This window comes from Collinsella sp. AM43-1, assembly GCF_003467925.1.
Classification (GTDB): Bacteria; Actinomycetota; Coriobacteriia; order Coriobacteriales; family Coriobacteriaceae; genus Collinsella.
Genome location: NZ_QSFR01000011.1, coordinates 22,561 through 39,688, shown reverse-complemented (window position 1 = coordinate 39,688; position 17,128 = coordinate 22,561). Strand labels below are relative to the sequence as shown.

The following is a 17,128-nucleotide window of genomic DNA, read 5'->3' as shown; positions in this document are numbered from 1 at the left end:
GCCGCGGGCCGTCCCCGCGATGATTGGACGAATGCTGGTGAATTGCGTGCGGTGTCGCGTCGGCCGAAAAAGCTAGTTCTCGGCTTGCTCAACCCGTACCTTGACACGTGTCGGATTGCCGTGGCTGTCGAGGGTCTTGGCATCGAGTGCCTGGATCTCGATGTATGCCTCGCCTTCTTTGATGTCGCCGGCGGGGCACGTCTCGATTGTCTTGCCGGTCTCGACCACACCGGATTCGTACATGGTCTCGTCGTTTTGGATGACGCGGAATCGCTGGGGAAATTTATTGTCTTGGACGTTTTGCACGTTGACGCGCAGCTTGCCGTCCTCCTGTAGCTGAGCGACCGGCGCGACCGAAATCGTCATCATGTTGTCGCGGACGATGGCATCGAGCTCATCTTGGATTTCTTGTCGCGATTTACCCTCTGCCGTCGTGACTGAGGCGCCCGCTTCGGGCACGGGCTGCGACTGCCAGGCGTATAGCCCTACGGCGATGAGGGCGCAGGCGATAGCCAGGCAGACAACGACGAGTTTCTTGCGACGCCCCAGTCCTGCGAGGCGGGGCGGCTTCTTCGCACTCATGCGGCGTCCTTGGTGGTGTAGACACGTGCGAACGTGGACGGGTCCGCTCCAAAGAGCATGTGAAGCATCAGGCGGCGCGAGTAGATGAGCTCGTCAAAGTCGTGAGGGAGCTCGATGTCGTGGATACGCGCGATGTGGTGGGCGAGCGCCGAGAACGACTCGGGGTCGCAGATAACATCGGTGGTGACGTGGTAGACCGCCGTATCGGGGAACGCCTCTTCGTCGAAAGGCAGGAGATAGGGATCGTCGTCGACCTCGATGGCGACGCCGTACTGGGGCCAGTAATATGCCATGGGAACCTCCCTGCTTCTGGGGCCAAAACTTCTATCGGTTTTGGCTGTCGACGCCGACCGTATCAGCCGCTACTTGACCAATTTCTGACCAAATGCTTGACGGTTTGACATCTCCGCAGGTAAAAGGTGGAAAAATTACTTCAACTTTTTTCGAGCGACAATCGAGCGGTCGGCGACGGCGGGGCGATATGTGTCAAAAGCATCGTCTGCCGAGGAAGCCTTGCCGTTCGCCGAATTGCACAAACGTAAAAATCGCCAATTATGGAGACGGTCTCGAACACGTCGACGAAACGATGCGGTAACATCTCCCTGCAAACACTGTAGTTAGCTAAAGGGGGAGTTCGCGTGTCTGCAACCATTAAACCCTTCACCGATGAGTTCGAAGAGTATGGCCGCGATGAATCTCGTGCATCGGGCGAAGCATCGAGCATCTCGTTTCCGACAACGGAAGACGAGGTCCGTGCCATTTTGGAAACGCTCCATGCCGAGCGTGTCCCGGTAACGGTTCAGGGCGCCCGAACCGGCCTTGCCGCCGGTGCCGTGCCCCACGGTGGGCATATCCTCAATACTTCCCGTATGAATCGCTACTTGGGCCTTCGCCGCGATGAACAAGGCCAATTTCTGCTGCGCGTGGAGCCGGGCGTTGTGCTCTCGGAGCTGCGTAAGCAGCTGAGCAAGAAGGTACTGCCGACCGCTGGTTGGGACCAGGTATCGCTTGAGGCCTACGAGGAGTTCCAAGAGTCCCCCGAGCAGTTCTTTCCCACCGATCCCACCGAGGCATCTGCCTGTCTGGGTGGCATGGCGGCATGCAACGCCTCCGGCGCCCGCAGCTACGCTTACGGCCCCATGCGCCCGCATATCACGGGACTCCACGTCGCGCTGGCTGATGGCGATTTGCTTGAGCTTCAGCGCGGCGAGGCTTTTGCCCAGGGCCGCCACCTGTCGCTCGTGACGGCAGAGGGTCATACATTCGAGCTTGATCTTCCTGACTACACCATGCCCAAGACCAAAAATGCCTCGGGGTATTTTGTTGCGGACGATATGGACGCCATCGATCTTTTTATCGGTGCGTGCGGCACGCTCGGCGTCATTACCGAGCTCGAGATCGCCCTGCAGGCGGCACCTTCGGTCGTATGGGGTGTGAGTTGCTTTTTCGATAGCGAAGACAAGGCCGTGTCCTTTACCGATTCCGTGCGTCCCGTGCTGTCCCATGCCGCCGCTATTGAGTATTTCGATGCTGGCGCCCTGGATATCCTGCGTCGCCAGCGCGAGCAGTCGACAGCGTTTGCCTCGCTGCCGGCGCTCGACGACGAGGCAAAGGTCTGTGTCTACGTGGAGCTCGACTGCGATGACGAGGCGCAGGCGACCGAGGAGCTGTACCACCTTGGATGGGTGCTGGAGTTTGCGGGCGGCCGCGACGATGCGACATGGGTCGCCCGCACCGAAGTCGATCGCGAGTGCCAGCGGTTCTTCCGCCACGCGGTGCCCGAGAGCGTCAACATGCTCATTGACGAGCGTCGCCGCACCGACCCCACCATTACCAAGCTGGGATCGGATATGTCGGTGCCCAATGCACGCCTTGCCGATGTCATGGCCCTCTATCGCCGCACGCTGGCCGAAAGCGGGCTTGAGTCTGCTGCCTGGGGACACATCGGGAACAACCATCTGCATGTGAACATCCTGCCGCGCGATGCGCAAGACTACCGTCGTGGTGGAGAGCTCTTTGCCCAGTGGGCTTCCGAGGTCACGGCCATGGGCGGTGCCGTTTCTGCCGAACACGGCGTCGGCAAGATCAAGGCGGGCTTCTTGGAGACGATGTACGGCCACGAGGCCATGGTCGAGTCGGCGCGCCTCAAACTCCAGCTCGATCCTGCCGGCCAGTTGGGTCGCGGCAACCTGTTTACGGAGAAGCTCTTGGATGAACTCGTCCAGAAAGGGGGCGCGTGAAGATGAGTGATTTCCATATGGTGGTGTGCGTCAAGGCGGTGCCCGGAAGCACCGAGGTCAAGATGGACCCCAAGACCAATACTATCGTGCGTGATGGCAAGCAGGCGGTCATTAATCCCTTCGATGCAAGTGCCCTCGAATGTGCGCTAGCGCTGAAGGACGACTTTATCGGCTTTGGCATGGACGTGCGTGTGACGGTGGTGTCGATGGGCATCCCCGCGACCGAATCGCTGCTGCGCGACTGCATCGCCCGCGGTGCCGACGACGCGCTGCTGCTGACCGATCGCGCCTTTGCGGGCGCCGATACCCTAGCCACCACCTATGCCCTCAAATGCGGCATCGAGGCACTCGATGAGGACTTTGACCTGCTCATCTGCGGCAAGATGGCGGTGGACGGCGATACGGCCCAGATCGGCCCCGAGCTGGCCGGCGCCTTTGGGGTCCCCTGCGTGACCGACGTGAGCTGTGTGCAGAGCGCGGGATTTACGACGTGTGGCTCGCTGGCGCTCGTTCACGGCTGCGATGCCGGCGAGGAGACGGTGTACCTGGAGATGCCGTGTGCGATGACGACTGCCAAGGAGATTGGCCAGCTGCGCATGCCGAGTATTGCCGGTATTCGCGCGGCCGAGGATGCAGACGTGCGTGTGGCCAGCGCTGCCGACGTAAACGCCGATCCCTCGCGTTGCGGCCTTGCCGGATCACCGACGCAGGTCGTGCGCTCGTTTGTGCCCGACCGTGACCAAACGTGCGAGGCCGTCGAGGGAACGGCGTCCGAGCAGGCGGTAAAACTTGCCAAGATTATTGAGGGGATGGCATAGATGAGCGGGCTGATTATCGATAGCGAAGCCTGTATCGGCTGCGGTCGCTGCGTTCGCGCCTGCGCCTCGGGCGGCATTGTGGTGGAGGGTGAGCGCCCCAATCGCTGTGCCCGCGTAACCGACGGCTGTATCCTGTGCGGTGGGTGCGTCGACGCCTGCCCCGTCAACGCCATCTCGATTGAGCGCGACGAGGCCGCCGGCGCGGCAGACCTTGACGCATATCGAGACATCTGGATCTTCGTGCAGACTGACGAGCACGATGCCGTTGCATCCGTGGCCTTCGAGCTCATGGGCAAGGGGCGCGAGCTTGCCGATGCCCGCGGCTGCCGTCTGGTGGCACTGGTCGGCATGAGCCCCGAGGGCTCACTCGGGGACCTGGAGCATCTGATTTGCGCCGGTGCGGACGAAGTTCTGGTCTGTCGTGACGAGCGCCTGCGTCAGAACGACGCGGAGGTCTACGCCCGCTTGATCTGCGATTTGGTAGCCGAGCGCAAGCCCGAGGCCATTCTGTACGGCGCGACCGCCTTTGGTCGCGAGCTGGCGCCCGGTGTGGCCGTGCGCTTGCAGACGGGCCTTACGGCCGATTGCACGGTGCTTTCGATGGATACGGAGACGGGTCTGCTGCAGCAGACGCGCCCGGCGTTTGGCGGCAACCTGATGGCCACCATTATCTGCCCCAACCACCGTCCTCAGATGGCAACGGTGCGCCCCGGCATCTTTAAGGCGCCCGAGTTTGACTATAGCCGCTCCGGCACGATTGCCCAGGTAGTGCTAGCGGATGACGTTAAGGCCCGTGTCGAGATCTCGATTCCCGCCGAGGAGTGGGGACAGCAGGCCTCAATTGCCGATGCCGAGCGTCTAGTCGTGGTGGGCCGCGGCATCGGCTCCAAGAAAAACCTACCGCTGATGCGAAAGCTTGCCGAGGCTCTGGGTGCCGAGCTTGGCTGCACGCGCCCCGTGGTGGAGGCCGGCTGGCTGGAGTATCGCCACCAAATTGGCCAGACGGGTGTATCGGTCTCGCCCAAGCTCCTCGTGAGCATCGGTGTCTCGGGCGCTATCCAGCATCTCGCCGGCATCGGTGGGGCGGAGTGCATTGTCGCCATCAATGAGGACCCGGATGCCCCCATCTTCGGTGCCGCCCAGTACAAGGTCGTCGGCGATGCCGTTGAGATCGTTGAGGAACTGCTGGCTCAGCTCGAGTGCTAAGCGCTTGCCAGCCAGCGGCGCAGCTCGTCCTTAAGGCGGCTCCAGGTTGTCTGCGCGGCGGGGTCGGTAAAGGGTCGCGTAATGCCAAAGGGCGCGTCGAGCAGGCGATAGATATCGCCTTGCTCGCGCGCCAGTGCACGGCTTGCCGGATGGACGAGCTCAAACATAAAGCAGATGAGTCCCACCAGGTAGTCCGCCGGCTCGTTGCGCTCGTCACGCGCGACGCAGCGATGCTCGTCAAAGGCGGTAAGCGCCGGTGTCGAGAAGTGGCTGGCGAGAAACGTGTCCTCATCCACCTTGAGGATGGTGTCGACGGTGCTGTCGGCGATGGTGCGCATAATGTCGATCTTGTCGCCATCGCGCACGATCTCGCAGAAGCGCCGCGTGCGCTCGTCGAGCTGCGCGGGTAGACGGAAATCGCTGTGATAGGCAATGCTCGCTCGGATGAGCTCATCTTCTGCCGGGTCATCGATAAAGTCGCGGACGCTCGTCACGGCGGGTGCATCGGCGGGATTCTCGCCAAAGAGGACCTCGATGCCCAGCGCTGCATGGCCCATGCTCTCGGCGTCCTTAAAGGTGTCCCAGCGTCGCAGCTGCTCAAAGCGGCCCATATCGTGCAGCAGGCCGCAAAGCCATGCCAAGTCAATATCATCTGACGACCAGCCCTGCTCGCGCGCTACGGCATCGCATGCCTCGGCCACGTGGTACGTATGCTCGATTTTGAGCGCGATGCGTGGGTTGGTGGCGTCGTAGGCATCGGTGTAGCTTTTGAAGGCTGCGCGCGCCTGGTCTCGATCGATAGCTGTCATAATGACTTCCTAAAAAGTTGTGTCTTTCGATCCGGTGGCAATTGTAGGCGAACTTTATTGCCACCGGTTGATATTTCTGCTGCGTTGCGAGGTGCGCTGCAGACGACTTACCAGAATGGGAGTGGCATGGTCCTTAGGATCTTTAAAACCGTCTGGCCGGTGATGCTTACCTATGTTGCAATAGGCGCGCCGTGCGGAATGATCATGGGGCAGACGGGAATGGAACCCTGGATGGTCTTTGCCCTGAGCAGCACGTTTGTGACGGGCAGCGGCCAGTTTATGATCTGCAACCTGTGGCTGGCGGGCGTGCCTGCAGCATCGATCGTCGCGAGCGTTGCTGCCATCTCCTCGCGCTTTGCGCTTTACTCGGCATCGATCGCGCCGCATCTGACGGGTGCCTCGAAGCGTCAGACGCTGGCTGTTGCCGCGACACTTACCGAGGAGGCATATGGCATCTCGCTTGCCAAGTTGGTTGAAGGGGAGGATTGGGGCCCGCGCGAGTCCTTTGTGCTCAACGTGATTCTCATCGCAACATGGGGCGTTTCGTGTACGATGGGCGCCATCGTCGGCGCCGTTGTCGATGTTCCCACCGCCATTGCAGCCTTTGTCTGCACCTCGCTCTTTATCTGCCTGCTCTTTTCGCAGCGGCTGTCGCGCGGCAACGTTGTCGCGGCGGTTTCGGGCGCGGTGTCCGTCGCCGTATGCAAGTTCTTGGGCCTCACGAATATTGCCGTGCCGGCAAGCGTCGTGGCCGGCATGGCCATTGCGTTGGCGTGCGATGCTGTATTTGACGGAAGAGGTGCCCGCGATGCCCGTTAACGAGTTCTTGGTTCTGTGGCTGTCGTCGTGGGCTGCTATCGCGTTCTTTCGCATCGCGCCGGCGTTCGCCTTGCGCGGGCGGACCCTGTCGCCCCGCATTACCGAGGCCCTGGGCTATATCCCGCCCGCCGCCTTTGCCGCGCTGGTCGCCAACGACTTGGTGAGCCCCGGCGCGTTCGACGCGGGACTCTGGCCTGCCTTGGTTCCCTGGATTGCGGCCGCCGGCGTCGTGGTCGTGGCGGTCAAGACAAAATCGATGCTGTGGTGCTGCGTCTCGGGCATCGTACTCTATATTGTCTTGAGCCTTATATAGGGGTGGCGTCGCGGGCGCCGAATCTCGTTCCATCCCAACTCGTCGGATTTTTCACCGAGCTGGTCTATTTCTTCTGGTACCATGGTCAAACTTTACTGTAGCAAAGCGTGACGCGGGCTTTTGTACCCCGTCAGCGGAAATGGGGGTTTCATGGCACAGGAAGCAACCGCCAACGAGCAAAAGAAATTCAAGGTTCCGCGCATCCCGGGCGACATCATGATCTATCCGATGATCGTCGGTCTTTTGCTCAACACCTTCTGCCCGCAGGTTTTTGAGATCGGCGGCTTCTTTACGGCTGCCTGCCGCGGTGGCTCCAATACCATCGTCGCCGCGATCCTGCTGTTTGTGGGCGCCGGCATCAGCTTTAAGTCCACGCCGGGTGCCATCAAGACCGGTATCGTCGTGCTGATCCCCAAGCTGGTCGTCGCAGCGGCTCTCGGCCTGGGCGTGGCATATTGCTTTAACGACAACTTCCTGGGTCTGAGCTCCGTGTCTATCATCGGCGGCATCACGTTTTGCAACATGGCGCTCTATACGGGCATCATGGGCGAGTTCGGCGATGAGTCCGAGCAGGGCGCCGTCGGTATCCTGTTCTTTACGGCTGGCCCCGCCGTCACGATGATCATCCTCGGTGTTTCCGGCCTCGCCAACATTCCCATTGGCACCATTATCGGCTCCATCTTGCCACTCGTTATTGGCATGGTTCTGGGCAACCTGTTCCCGTTTATCAAGAACCTGCTGGTTCCCGGTGCCAATCCCGCGATTGCCGTCATCGGATTTCAGCTCGGTGCGTCCATGAGCCTGTCGAGCTTTATCACCGGCGGTATTTCCGGCATCTTGCTGGGCCTTGTCACGCTGTTTGTCGTCGGTCCCATCACCTTTGCGTTCGAGCGTCTGTGCGGCGGCAATGGCAAGGCCGCTGTGGCTTGCTCCACCATTGCCGGCACGGCTATGACCACACCGGTTGCCCTCGCCGAGGTCGCACCGCGCTACGCCGAGCTTGCGCCCACCGCGTGCGCTCAGATCGCCACCGCCGTTATCATCACGGCGATCATGGCTCCGATTCTGACTGGCTGGGTCGACAAGAAGTTCTGCCAAGGCAAGGAGGATCTGTCGCCTGTCGGTGTCGAGGCCATCGAGGAGGCCGTCGCGACTGACATCGATGGCGAGTAGCAATCGATACCCATCAATGATGCCGGCGTGTGCAATTCGCGCCGTATGGGCGCCCGAACAGAAACTGTTTTGCAGTGATGTTCGGGCGCTCTGCTATTATCCCCTTTACCCCTGCGGAGTAAAGGGGTGTTTATTGCCCTGATTCGAATTGGGCGATTCTGACCACTTGGGTATTGAAGGGATGGCGCTAGTGGTTAAGGCACTCAAGATTGAGATATTCGTGCTATGCATGATTGTTCTTATCGGGCTTGCCGTGCGAAGTCGTCGCTCCTTGTTCTCGAGCACCCAGCAGCTATTGTTTAGCATGCTTGGCTACACCTCTGCCGCGTACATATTATTCGATATGATCTGGACGCTTTCGGACGGTGTGGACGGCACGTTGGGCATTGCTGCCAACTGGATTTCCAACGCGGTTTCGTTTTCGCTCTTTGCTATCGCGTGTCTCATTTGGTTTATCTATTCCGAGACGGTGCAGGGTTCTCGCCTTTTGACCTCGCGCTATAGGGTGGTGCTTGTAGCGTTGCCTACGGCTCTGGTGGTCGTGCTGGCGTTTACCAGTTACTGGACGCACGCCCTGTTCTATATCGATTCGCAGGGCGTGTATCGTCGCGGCTTTGCCTATATGATCCAGCCCATCGTCAGCTACTGTTACGTTATACATACGTCCCTGCATGCATTTGTGCAATCTCGCAGGGTCGAGAGCCTGCAGACGAAGGCCATCTATCGAACCTTGGCATTTTTCGCCATTCCAGCCCTGGTGGGCGGTACCTTTCAGGTCGTATACTCGGTGCCCGGCCTTTGTGTCGGCATAATGATTAGCATGTTGCTGCTCTACATCATCTACCAGGAGCAGCTCATCTCGACCGACCCGTTGACTGGACTTAACAATCGCAACCGTTTTGAGACCTATATGCTGTCGCTCTTCTCAAATGTGGATCAGGCCGAAGATGTATATCTGCTTATGATGGACGCCGACGGCTTTAAGCAGATTAACGATCGCTATGGGCATGTGGAGGGCGACCACGCTCTTCAGGTCATATCCGCTGCGCTCAAAGAAGTCTGCTCGGCGTCTGGCGGCTTTATCGCACGTTATGGTGGCGATGAGTTCGTGGTGCTCCAAAAGGCAGTGGCGGAACAGGATATCATGCATCTGTGCGCGACAATCAACGATGAGCTCGCGCGCGCCGAGGTTTCGTATCTGTTGCGGATGTCCATCGGCTACGCACGGGTTGGTGATGGCGTCGATACCTGGCAAGACTTGCTTCGTGCTGCCGACGCGGAGCTCTACCGCGTAAAGCGCGAGAAGAAGAAAGCCGGCGTCCAGATACGCTAGGAAAAGGGGCACACGACCGTTGCGATGGTCGTGCGCTCCTTTTGCGTTTGTGGGGGCCACCGGTCATAATGCCCAGGCGCGGTGCGGCAAGACGGGCGTCTGCCGCCGCGACTCGGTGCGAAATCAACGAGAACCAGTGCATTCCATTAAGCTAAAGTGTGTGAAGGTTCTCCCTAAAAAGGTGAGCTCTCTAGGCTTTTTTGGGTTTGTTGACGATGATGATGCCGCTGCAGACCAAGAGCAGGGCAACGATGACAGTAACGGGGCTCGTGCCGGCGCCCTCGCCAAGCAGCAGTGCGCTCAGCAGTACGCCAAAGACCGGGTTCATAAATCCAAAGACCGAGACGCGGCTGACGGGGTTGACGGCAAGCAGGCGCGACCACAGCGAGTAGGCGACCGCGGAGATAAGCGCCATGTAGATGATGAGCACGATGGCGGGGACAATCGCTGTGGGGGAGAGCGCGCCACCCATCAAAAAGCCGATGGCGGTGAGGACCAGGCCGCCGACCAAGAACTGCCACCCGGCAAGCAAGACGCCGTCGTGCTTGCGCGAGAAGATGCCGATCAGGCAGGTCGAAAGAGCACCCGCGACTGTGGAGGCTAGGATAAAGCCCTCGCCATCGAGCCTGAAGCCAAAGGTGCCATCTGCGCCCGAGAGGTTGACGAGCGCGACGCCGGCAAAGCCCAGCGCACAGCCAAGCACCTTGGCCGTATTGAGCTTCTCGGTGTGAAATGCCAGGGCGGCAAAGAGGATTGCGAGGAAGTTGGCGCTGGCCTCGATGATGGAGCTCGACATGGCGCTGGCGTGCGAGAGGCCCAGATAGAAAAAGAAGTACTGCCCGATAGTCTGGAAGAGCGACAAGACAAAGATGGGCTTGATGTCGCGAGCCTGCGGAATGAGGGGGGCGGCGTTGGGCCGCACTCATCCCAACGATAACCAGGGCGCCGGCAAGCGTGAAGCGCAAGCCCGCAAAGAGCAGCTGCGAGGCGCTATCGTGCGCCGGGATACCAAAGAGTGCGTAGCCGATCTTGATGCAGGGAAAGGCCGATCCCCAGAGCGCGCAACAAACAAGACAGCCCAGGATGAGTCCGGGCAGGGTGGCGAGATACGGCTTGCGGCTTTCCATGATGTCCTTCCTGCATGCGCGAAGCAAAAAAGAACCCGCCACCGGATGTGTCGGTGGCGGGTGTTGTTACCCGAGGGGATTGTACCCGATGGGAAAGGTTTAAGCGAAGTAGGCCACGCCGCTCTCAAAGATCGGCATGAACTTATCGCCGGGGACATGCTCGGGCACGTTGCGGTACAGGTTGTCGCCGCGACGCTCGGCATGGCCCATCTTGCCCAGGACGCGGCCGTCGGGGCTCGTGATGCCCTCGATGGCGAGTGCGGAGCCGTTGGGGTTGACGGAAAGATCCATGCTGGGCTTGCCGTTCTCGCCCACGTACTGCGTGGCGACCTGGCCGTTGGCGATCAGCTGGGCGAGCACTTCGTCATTGGCGACAAAGCGGCCCTCGCCGTGGCTGATGGCGACGGTGTAGGGGTCGTCCAGGCTGCACTGCGACAGCCACGGGGACAGGTTGGACGAGATGCGGGTGCGCACCAGACGGCTCTGGTGGCGACCGATGGTGTTGAACGTCAACGTGGGCGCATCGGGCGTGGCGTCGACGATGTCGCCGTAGGGCACCAGGCCGAGCTTGATCAGGGCCTGGAAGCCGTTGCAGATGCCCAGCATCAGGCCATCGCGGGCCTTGAGCAGGTCGCGGACTGCCTCGGTGACCTCGGGAGCGCGGAAGAACGCCGTGATGAACTTGGCGGAGCCGTCGGGCTCGTCGCCGCCTGAGAAGCCGCCGGGGATCATGACGATCTGGCTTGCACGGATGCGGCGGGCAAGCTCGTGGGTGCTCTCGGCGACGGCCTCGGGCGTGAGGTTGTTGATCACGAAGGTGTCGGCCTCGGCACCGGCGGCACGGAAGGCGCGGGCGCTGTCGTACTCGCAGTTGTTGCCGGGGAACACGGGGATGATCACGCGCGGGCGGGCGATCTTGGCGCCGCCGTACACGTGGATATCCTTGGCGCGGAAGTCGATGGTCTCGACCTCGGGGGTCTCGCCGGCGCTGCGGTAGGTGAAGACGCCCTCGATGCCGCTCTCCCAGGCCTCCTGGAGCTCGGAGAGCTCGATGACTTCGGAACCGGTGTCGATGACATAGCCCTCGACGGTGGTGCCCAGGGGCTCGACGACAACGCCGTCGGCGACCTCGGGCAGCTCGGCATCCTCGGCGAGCTCGACAATAAAGCTGCCGTAGAGCGGGGTGAAGAGGCTCTCCACGTCTACATCCTCGGCAAGCTCGATACCGATCTGGTTACCGACGCACATCTTAAAGAGGCTCTCGGCGCCGCAGCCGTAGCCGGGCGTGGAGATGGCCAGGGCGTTGCCGGTAGCAGTGAGCGCCTCGACGGCGTCAAACGCGGCGAGCAGTTGCTGAGCATCGGGGCGGTAGTCCTCGCCATAGGTGGCGGGGGCGATGCGGACGACGCGGTGCGTGAGGCCCTTGAACTCGGGCGAGACGGCGCGGGCGGCCTTGCCCACGGCGACGGCGAAGCTGATCAGGGTCGGCGGAACGTTGAGCTCGCCGGCCTCGTCCTCAAACGAACCGCTCATGGAGTCCTTGCCGCCGATGGCGCCGGCACCCAGGTCGACCTGGGCCATAAGGGCACCCAGGACGGCAGCCATGGGCTTGCCCCAGCGCTCGGCCTCGGTGCGCAGGCGCTCGAAGTACTCCTGGAAGGAGAGGTAGGTGCGCTTGTGCTCAAAGCCGGCGGCAACGAGCTTGGCGATGGACTCGACCACGGACAGGTAGGCGCCCGCAAACTGGTCGGCCTCCATCAGATAGGGGTTGAAGCCCCATGCCATGGCGCTCGCCGTGGTGGTCTCGCCGTCCACGGGGAACTTGGCGACCATGGCCGAGCTTGGGGTGAGCTGCGTCTTGCCGCCAAAGGGCATGAGCACGGTCGCGGCGCCGATGGTGGAGTCGAAGCGCTCGGAAAGGCCCTTGTTGGAAGCGACGTTGAGGTCGGTGACGAGCGAGGTCATGCGCTCGGCGAGCGTGGTACCGGCCCAGCTGGGCTGCCACACACTGCGGGCGCAGACGTGGGCGACCTGGTGCTTGGGCGCACCGTTGGAGTTGAGGAACTCGCGGGACAGATCGACGATGGCGACGCCGTTCCAGGCCATGCGCATGCGCGGCTCGGCGGTAACCTCGGCGATAACGGTCGCCTCCAGGTTCTCCTCGGCGGCGTAGCCCATGAACTCCTCGACGTCACCGTCGGCGACGGCGCAGGCCATGCGCTCCTGGGATTCAGAGATGGCGAGCTCGGTGCCGTCCAGGCCGTCGTACTTCTTGGTCACGGTGTCCAGGTCGACATACAGGCCGTCGGCAAGCTCGCCCACGGCGACCGAGACGCCGCCGGCGCCAAAGTCGTTGCAGCGCTTGATCAGGCGGCAGGCGTCGCCGCGGCGGAACAGACGCTGCAGCTTGCGCTCGACCGGGGCGTTGCCCTTCTGGACCTCGGCGCCCGAGGTCTCGATGGACTCGGTGTTCTGGGTCTTGGAGGAGCCGGTGGCGCCGCCGATACCGTCACGGCCGGTGCGGCCGCCCAGCAGGATGATCTTGTCAGTGGGGGCGGGGCACTCGCGACGCACGTGGTTTGCCGGGGTAGCGCCCACGACGGCGCCGACCTCCATGCGCTTGGCAACGTAGCCGGGGTGATAGAGCTCGTTGACCTGGCCGGTGGCAAGGCCGATCTGGTTGCCGTAGCTGGAGTAGCCGGCGGCAGCGGTGGTTACGAGCTTGCGCTGCGGCAGCTTGCCCTCGAGCGTCTCGGACACGGGGACGGTGGGGTCGCCGGCGCCGGTGACACGCATGGCCTGGTACACGTAGCTGCGGCCCGACAGCGGGTCGCGGATGGCACCGCCCACGCAGGTGGCGGCACCGCCGAAGGGCTCGATCTCGGTCGGGTGGTTGTGGGTCTCGTTCTTAAAGAGGAACAGCCAGTCCTGGTCCTCGCCGTCGACATCGACCTTCACCTTGACGGTGCAGGCGTTAATCTCCTCGGACTCGTCGACATCGGTCATGACGCCGGTCTTCTTGAGGTACTTGGCGCCGATGGTGCCCATGTCCATGAGGCAGACGGGCTTGGTGTCGCGACCGAGTTCGTGGCGCATCTCCATGTAGCGGTCGAAGGCCTGCTGCACCACGGCGTCGTCGATCGTCACGTCGTCCAGGACGGTGCCGAAGGTGGTGTGGCGGCAGTGATCGGACCAGTAGGTGTCGATCACGCGGATCTCGGTGATAGTGGGGTCGCGATCCTCATCGCGGAAGTACTGCTGGCAGAAGGCGATGTCCGCCTCGTCCATGGCAAGGCCGCGCTCGGAAATAAAGGCGGCAAGGCCGGCTTCGTCGAGCTCGCGGAAACCGTCGAGCACCTCGACGGGCTGGGGCTCGGGGGTCTCCATGTACAGCGTCTCGGGCAGGTCGAGCGAGGCGATGCGCGCCTCGACGGGGTTCACCACGTAGTGCTTGATGGCATCAATGGCGGCCTCGTCCAGAGCGCCCGAGATCATATAGACCTTGGCGGAGCGCACGGCGGGGCGCTCGCCCTGGCTGATGAGCTGCACGCACTCGCTGGCGGAGTCGGCGCGCTGGTCAAACTGGCCAGGCAGGAATTCGACGGCAAAGACGGCGCCATCGCTTGCGGGGAGCTCGTCGTAGGTCACATCGACCTGGGGCTCGCTAAAGACGGTCGGCACGCAGGACCGGAAAAGCTCCTTGTCGATGCCCTCGACGTCGTAGCGGTTGATAATCCTCAGGGCCTCGATGCCCTTGATGCCGAGAATTTCGGTCAGCTCGCCCTTGAGCTGCTGAGCCTCGACGTCGAACCCGGGTTTCTTCTCCACGTAGATACGAGAGACCATTGGTTCCTGCCTTCCTGATCGGTTGGGCGTACGGTACGGTATGCGGCAGCGGTCGGTTTGCGGGGTCTGCCCTGCGGTCGCCTTGAGCCACATGTTTGTAAACCTCACTATGATACGACAGCTCGCGGCGCGTTGAGGACGGCGAGGGTGCTACAGTGAAGCGCAAACAAGAGAAAGGCATCACATGGCATTCGTTTCGCTCGCCATCATCGCACTCGTGGCCTTTGCGAGTCCTTTTATCGCCTCGGCGATTCCCGGAAAACCCGTTCCCGAGACGGTCTTTTTGCTCGCGCTCGGCGCGGTACTGGGACCCCATATGCTCGGCGTCATCCATGTAGATGCTGAGGTCTCGCTTGTGTCCGAGCTGGGCCTGGCCTTTTTGTTCCTGCTTGCCGGCTTTGAGATCGACCCCAAGAGCATCACAGGCGTCGAGGGGCGCTACGGCTTGGCGACGTGGGCCGTCACGTTTGGTATCGCCTGGCTTGCCGTGCGCTTTACCCCGTGGTTCTCAGTCAGTCATTTCGACGGTATCGCCGTGACGCTTGCCCTCACTTCGACGGCGCTCGGTACGCTTGTGCCCATCATGCGTGAGCGCTCGCTCACCGGCACGCGCGTGGGCGACTCGATTCTCGCGTATGGCACTTGGGGCGAGCTCGGTCCCGTGCTCGCCATGTCGGTGCTGTTGTCTGCCCGCACTGGCATCCAAACGCTCGTTATCCTTGGCTTGTTTGCGGTGGTTTGCGTGTTGCTGGCCGTGGTCCCGAGCCGCTCCAAGCGCGTCGGCAGCCGCTTCTTTGCATTTGTTGAGGAGCGCGCCGATACCACGTCGCAGACCTTCGTGCGCCTGACGGTGCTCATCCTGGTCACGCTCGTGGCATTCTCGGCTGTCTTTGATCTCGACATCGTGTTGGGTTCTTTTGCCGCTGGCTTTGTCCTGCGCTATATCATCCCCGAGGGCAACCATACGCTCGAGACCAAGATCGACGGTCTGGCCTACGGTTTTTTGATTCCGGTGTTCTTTACCGTGTCGGGCGCAAAGATCGACCTGACGGCCGTGGCGTCGCGCCCGGGCTTGCTCGCGGGCTTTATCGTGGCGTTGTTGATTATTCGTGCCGTGCCCATTCTTATTTCCATGAGCATTTGTCCTGCGACGCGCGATGTGTCGGCGTATGGTCGCATTACCGTGGCCCTGTACTGCACCACGGCGCTGCCGATCATCGTTGCCGTTACGAGCGTTGCCGTCAACGCGGGCGCGCTGTCGCAAGATATTGCGTCGGTCATGGTTGCCGCCGGTGCCATCACGGTGTTCTTGATGCCATTGCTCGCGCAGCTCTTCTACCGCGTGGTGGATGCCGCACCGGTCGCCGCCGTGGCAGAGGTTGCCGAGCATCCATCCGATGCGCTCGACATCTTGCGCGCCCACCACGACCTAGCGAGCTTGCTCGCGCGCGAGCACGAGCTGCTGACCTCGCATGGCCGTGGTCGCGTATTCGAGGGCCTGCCTACGCTCGATACGATTGCCGAGCGTCTTTCCGCCGAGGCAGCGAGCGGCCACATCGATGCCCGCATCGTGGACGCGGCGCACCTGCTTGCCGATAAGACCTATGGAGACGAGGTCGACCCGTCCGAGCTGACTCCGCGTGAGCGCCGCCGCCTGGAGCGCGCCAAGCTCGCCGTGCGCGAATACCGCCGCCGCATGCTGGAGCTCTATGCGCGCGAAGAAGCCGAAGACGACGACGGTAAGTAGTCGATACTTTCTCGGGGAAGCCGCGTCCCGCTTTGAAGGCTCGGAACGGGATGTGGTTTCCGAAACGGGGAGCGTTGGGAAACTGTGTCCCGGAATGGGCGCTCAGAGTGGGATGCAGTTTCCGCGAGAGGCTCGTTAGGGAAAGCGCATCCCATTCTGAGCCGGAATTATGGGACGCAGTTTCCTTTTCGAATAGAAGAAGGTGCGCTGCCTGCGGTTGATGCAGGCAGCGCACCTTCTTGCGTTGAGCTCGGTTGAGGTTTAAAGCTGTGGCTTGCGACCTTTAGGAGCGGGCGGCTCCGTCGACGGGGAGGATGGCGCCCGTGACGTAGGCGGACATGTCGCTCGCCAGGAAGACAAAGGCGTTGGCGACATCCTCGGGCTCGCCCATGCGGCCCAGCGGAATGGTGGCGATGATGGGCTTGATGACCTCTTCGGGCAGGTTGGCGACCATATCGGTCTTGGTCACACCGGGGGCGACGGCGTTGACGCGAATGCCCATGGGGGCGAGCTCGCGCGAGAGCGACTGGACCATGCCGTTGACGGCAAACTTGGACGTGGGGTAGCCGACACCGGAGGGCTGGCCGTACTTGGCGACCATCGAGCTCGTGGTGGTGATGGTGCCGCCGTGGCCGGCCTCGGTCATGATCTTGGCGGCAGCCTGGTGGCCATTAAAGACAGCGACGACGTTGAGGTCCATGACCTTTGCAAACTCCTCGGCCGTGTAGTCCAAAAGGGGGGAGCGCTGGGAGATGCCGGCATTGTTGACGACGGTGTCCAAGCCGCCCATATCGTCGGCAGCCGCGGCGAAGGCTTCGGTTACGGCCTCGAGTGAGGTGAGGTCGCAGGAGCGGCCCCAGACCTTGGCCTCGGGATAGGCAGCTTCCAGCTTCTCAACGGCAGCATCGGCAGTCTCCTGGCGCGAGCCAAATACGGTGACGGCAGCGCCTTCCTCGATAAAACGGCAGGCGATGGCATAGCCGATACCGCGCGTGCCTCCGGTGATGATTGCTTTCTTGCCCTCGAGCAACATGGTGCTTCCTCTCATCGCGGGCGGACATTCGCAGCACAGCGTAGCGGTAGCCGGAATCGGCCGCGTTTGCATATCGGTGAAC

At 61.9% G+C, this 17,128-nt stretch carries 14 protein-coding genes; 8 read left to right on the top strand and 6 right to left on the bottom strand.

Translation table 11 applies throughout. The features are described 5' to 3' along the window. Window positions 1-72: 72 nt before the first annotated feature. Entirely contained in the window at window positions 73-582 is a 510-nt protein-coding gene (locus tag DW925_RS06755) for a hypothetical protein (RefSeq protein ID WP_117629648.1), read from the bottom strand. Continuing rightward, window positions 579-875 carry a hypothetical protein gene (locus tag DW925_RS06750; RefSeq protein WP_089573322.1) on the bottom strand — a complete coding sequence of 99 codons (297 nt, stop codon included), beginning with the start codon at window positions 873-875 and terminating at the stop codon, window positions 579-581. The genes DW925_RS06755 and DW925_RS06750 overlap by 4 nt, the downstream gene beginning before the upstream one ends. 345 nt (window positions 876-1,220) lie before the next feature. On the opposite strand from DW925_RS06750, the gene DW925_RS06740 reads away from it, so the two are divergent. Genes DW925_RS06740 through DW925_RS06730 form a run of 3 tightly spaced genes read left to right on the top strand, consistent with a single transcriptional unit; the run spans window position 1,221 to window position 4,846 of the window. After that, on the top strand, window positions 1,221-2,822 hold the full coding sequence (locus DW925_RS06740; protein ID WP_117790670.1) for an FAD-binding oxidoreductase: 1,602 nt from the start codon (window positions 1,221-1,223) through the stop codon (window positions 2,820-2,822). 2 nt (window positions 2,823-2,824) lie between these two features. After that, on the top strand, window positions 2,825-3,640 hold the full coding sequence (locus DW925_RS06735) for an electron transfer flavoprotein subunit beta/FixA family protein (protein ID WP_089573320.1): 816 nt from the start codon (window positions 2,825-2,827) through the stop codon (window positions 3,638-3,640). After that, window positions 3,641-4,846, top strand: coding sequence for an electron transfer flavoprotein subunit alpha (locus tag DW925_RS06730; protein WP_117790669.1), 1,206 nt, complete (start codon window positions 3,641-3,643; stop codon window positions 4,844-4,846). Here DW925_RS06730 and DW925_RS06725 read toward each other — a convergent pair. After that, on the bottom strand, window positions 4,843-5,655 hold the full coding sequence (locus DW925_RS06725) for an HD domain-containing protein (RefSeq protein WP_117790668.1): 813 nt from the start codon (window positions 5,653-5,655) through the stop codon (window positions 4,843-4,845). The genes DW925_RS06730 and DW925_RS06725 overlap by 4 nt on opposite strands. 126 nt (window positions 5,656-5,781) lie before the next feature. Between DW925_RS06725 and DW925_RS06720 the strand changes: the two genes are divergently transcribed. The 4 genes from DW925_RS06720 (at window position 5,782) to DW925_RS06705 (ending at window position 9,293) form a co-directional block, all read left to right on the top strand. Then, complete coding sequence (locus DW925_RS06720) at window positions 5,782-6,474, top strand: AzlC family ABC transporter permease (protein WP_158551185.1); 693 nt, start codon at window positions 5,782-5,784, stop codon at window positions 6,472-6,474. Next, window positions 6,464-6,787 (top strand): AzlD domain-containing protein, encoded by a 324-nt coding sequence (locus DW925_RS06715; protein WP_035137063.1) that lies wholly within the window; start codon window positions 6,464-6,466, stop codon window positions 6,785-6,787. The genes DW925_RS06720 and DW925_RS06715 overlap by 11 nt, the downstream gene beginning before the upstream one ends. 150 nt (window positions 6,788-6,937) lie before the next feature. Beyond that, window positions 6,938-7,960, top strand: coding sequence for a 2-keto-3-deoxygluconate permease (locus DW925_RS06710; protein WP_117790667.1), 1,023 nt, complete (start codon window positions 6,938-6,940; stop codon window positions 7,958-7,960). A 190-nt stretch (window positions 7,961-8,150) separates the two neighbouring features. Beyond that, the gene (locus DW925_RS06705) at window positions 8,151-9,293 is read left to right on the top strand and encodes a diguanylate cyclase (protein ID WP_158565755.1); all 1,143 of its coding nucleotides are present in this window, start codon (window positions 8,151-8,153) and stop codon (window positions 9,291-9,293) included. A 190-nt stretch (window positions 9,294-9,483) separates the two neighbouring features. On the opposite strand, the gene DW925_RS06700 is transcribed toward DW925_RS06705, so the two are convergent. Next, window positions 9,484-10,215, bottom strand: a complete 732-nt coding sequence (locus tag DW925_RS06700) for a DMT family transporter (RefSeq protein ID WP_233540251.1) — start codon at window positions 10,213-10,215, stop codon at window positions 9,484-9,486. Window positions 10,216-10,519: 304 nt separating this feature from the next. After that, entirely contained in the window at window positions 10,520-14,266 is a 3,747-nt protein-coding gene (locus DW925_RS06695) for a phosphoribosylformylglycinamidine synthase (protein WP_117790665.1), read from the bottom strand. Between the two features lie 184 nt (window positions 14,267-14,450). Here DW925_RS06695 and DW925_RS06690 point away from each other — a divergent pair, with 184 nt between their 5' ends. After that, the gene (locus DW925_RS06690; protein ID WP_117790664.1) at window positions 14,451-16,013 is read left to right on the top strand and encodes a cation:proton antiporter; all 1,563 of its coding nucleotides are present in this window, start codon (window positions 14,451-14,453) and stop codon (window positions 16,011-16,013) included. Between the two features lie 283 nt (window positions 16,014-16,296). Here the strand turns inward: DW925_RS06690 and DW925_RS06685 are convergent, their stop codons facing one another. Continuing rightward, window positions 16,297-17,046 carry an SDR family NAD(P)-dependent oxidoreductase gene (locus DW925_RS06685; protein ID WP_117582908.1) on the bottom strand — a complete coding sequence of 250 codons (750 nt, stop codon included), beginning with the start codon at window positions 17,044-17,046 and terminating at the stop codon, window positions 16,297-16,299. Window positions 17,047-17,128: the final 82 nt, after the last annotated feature.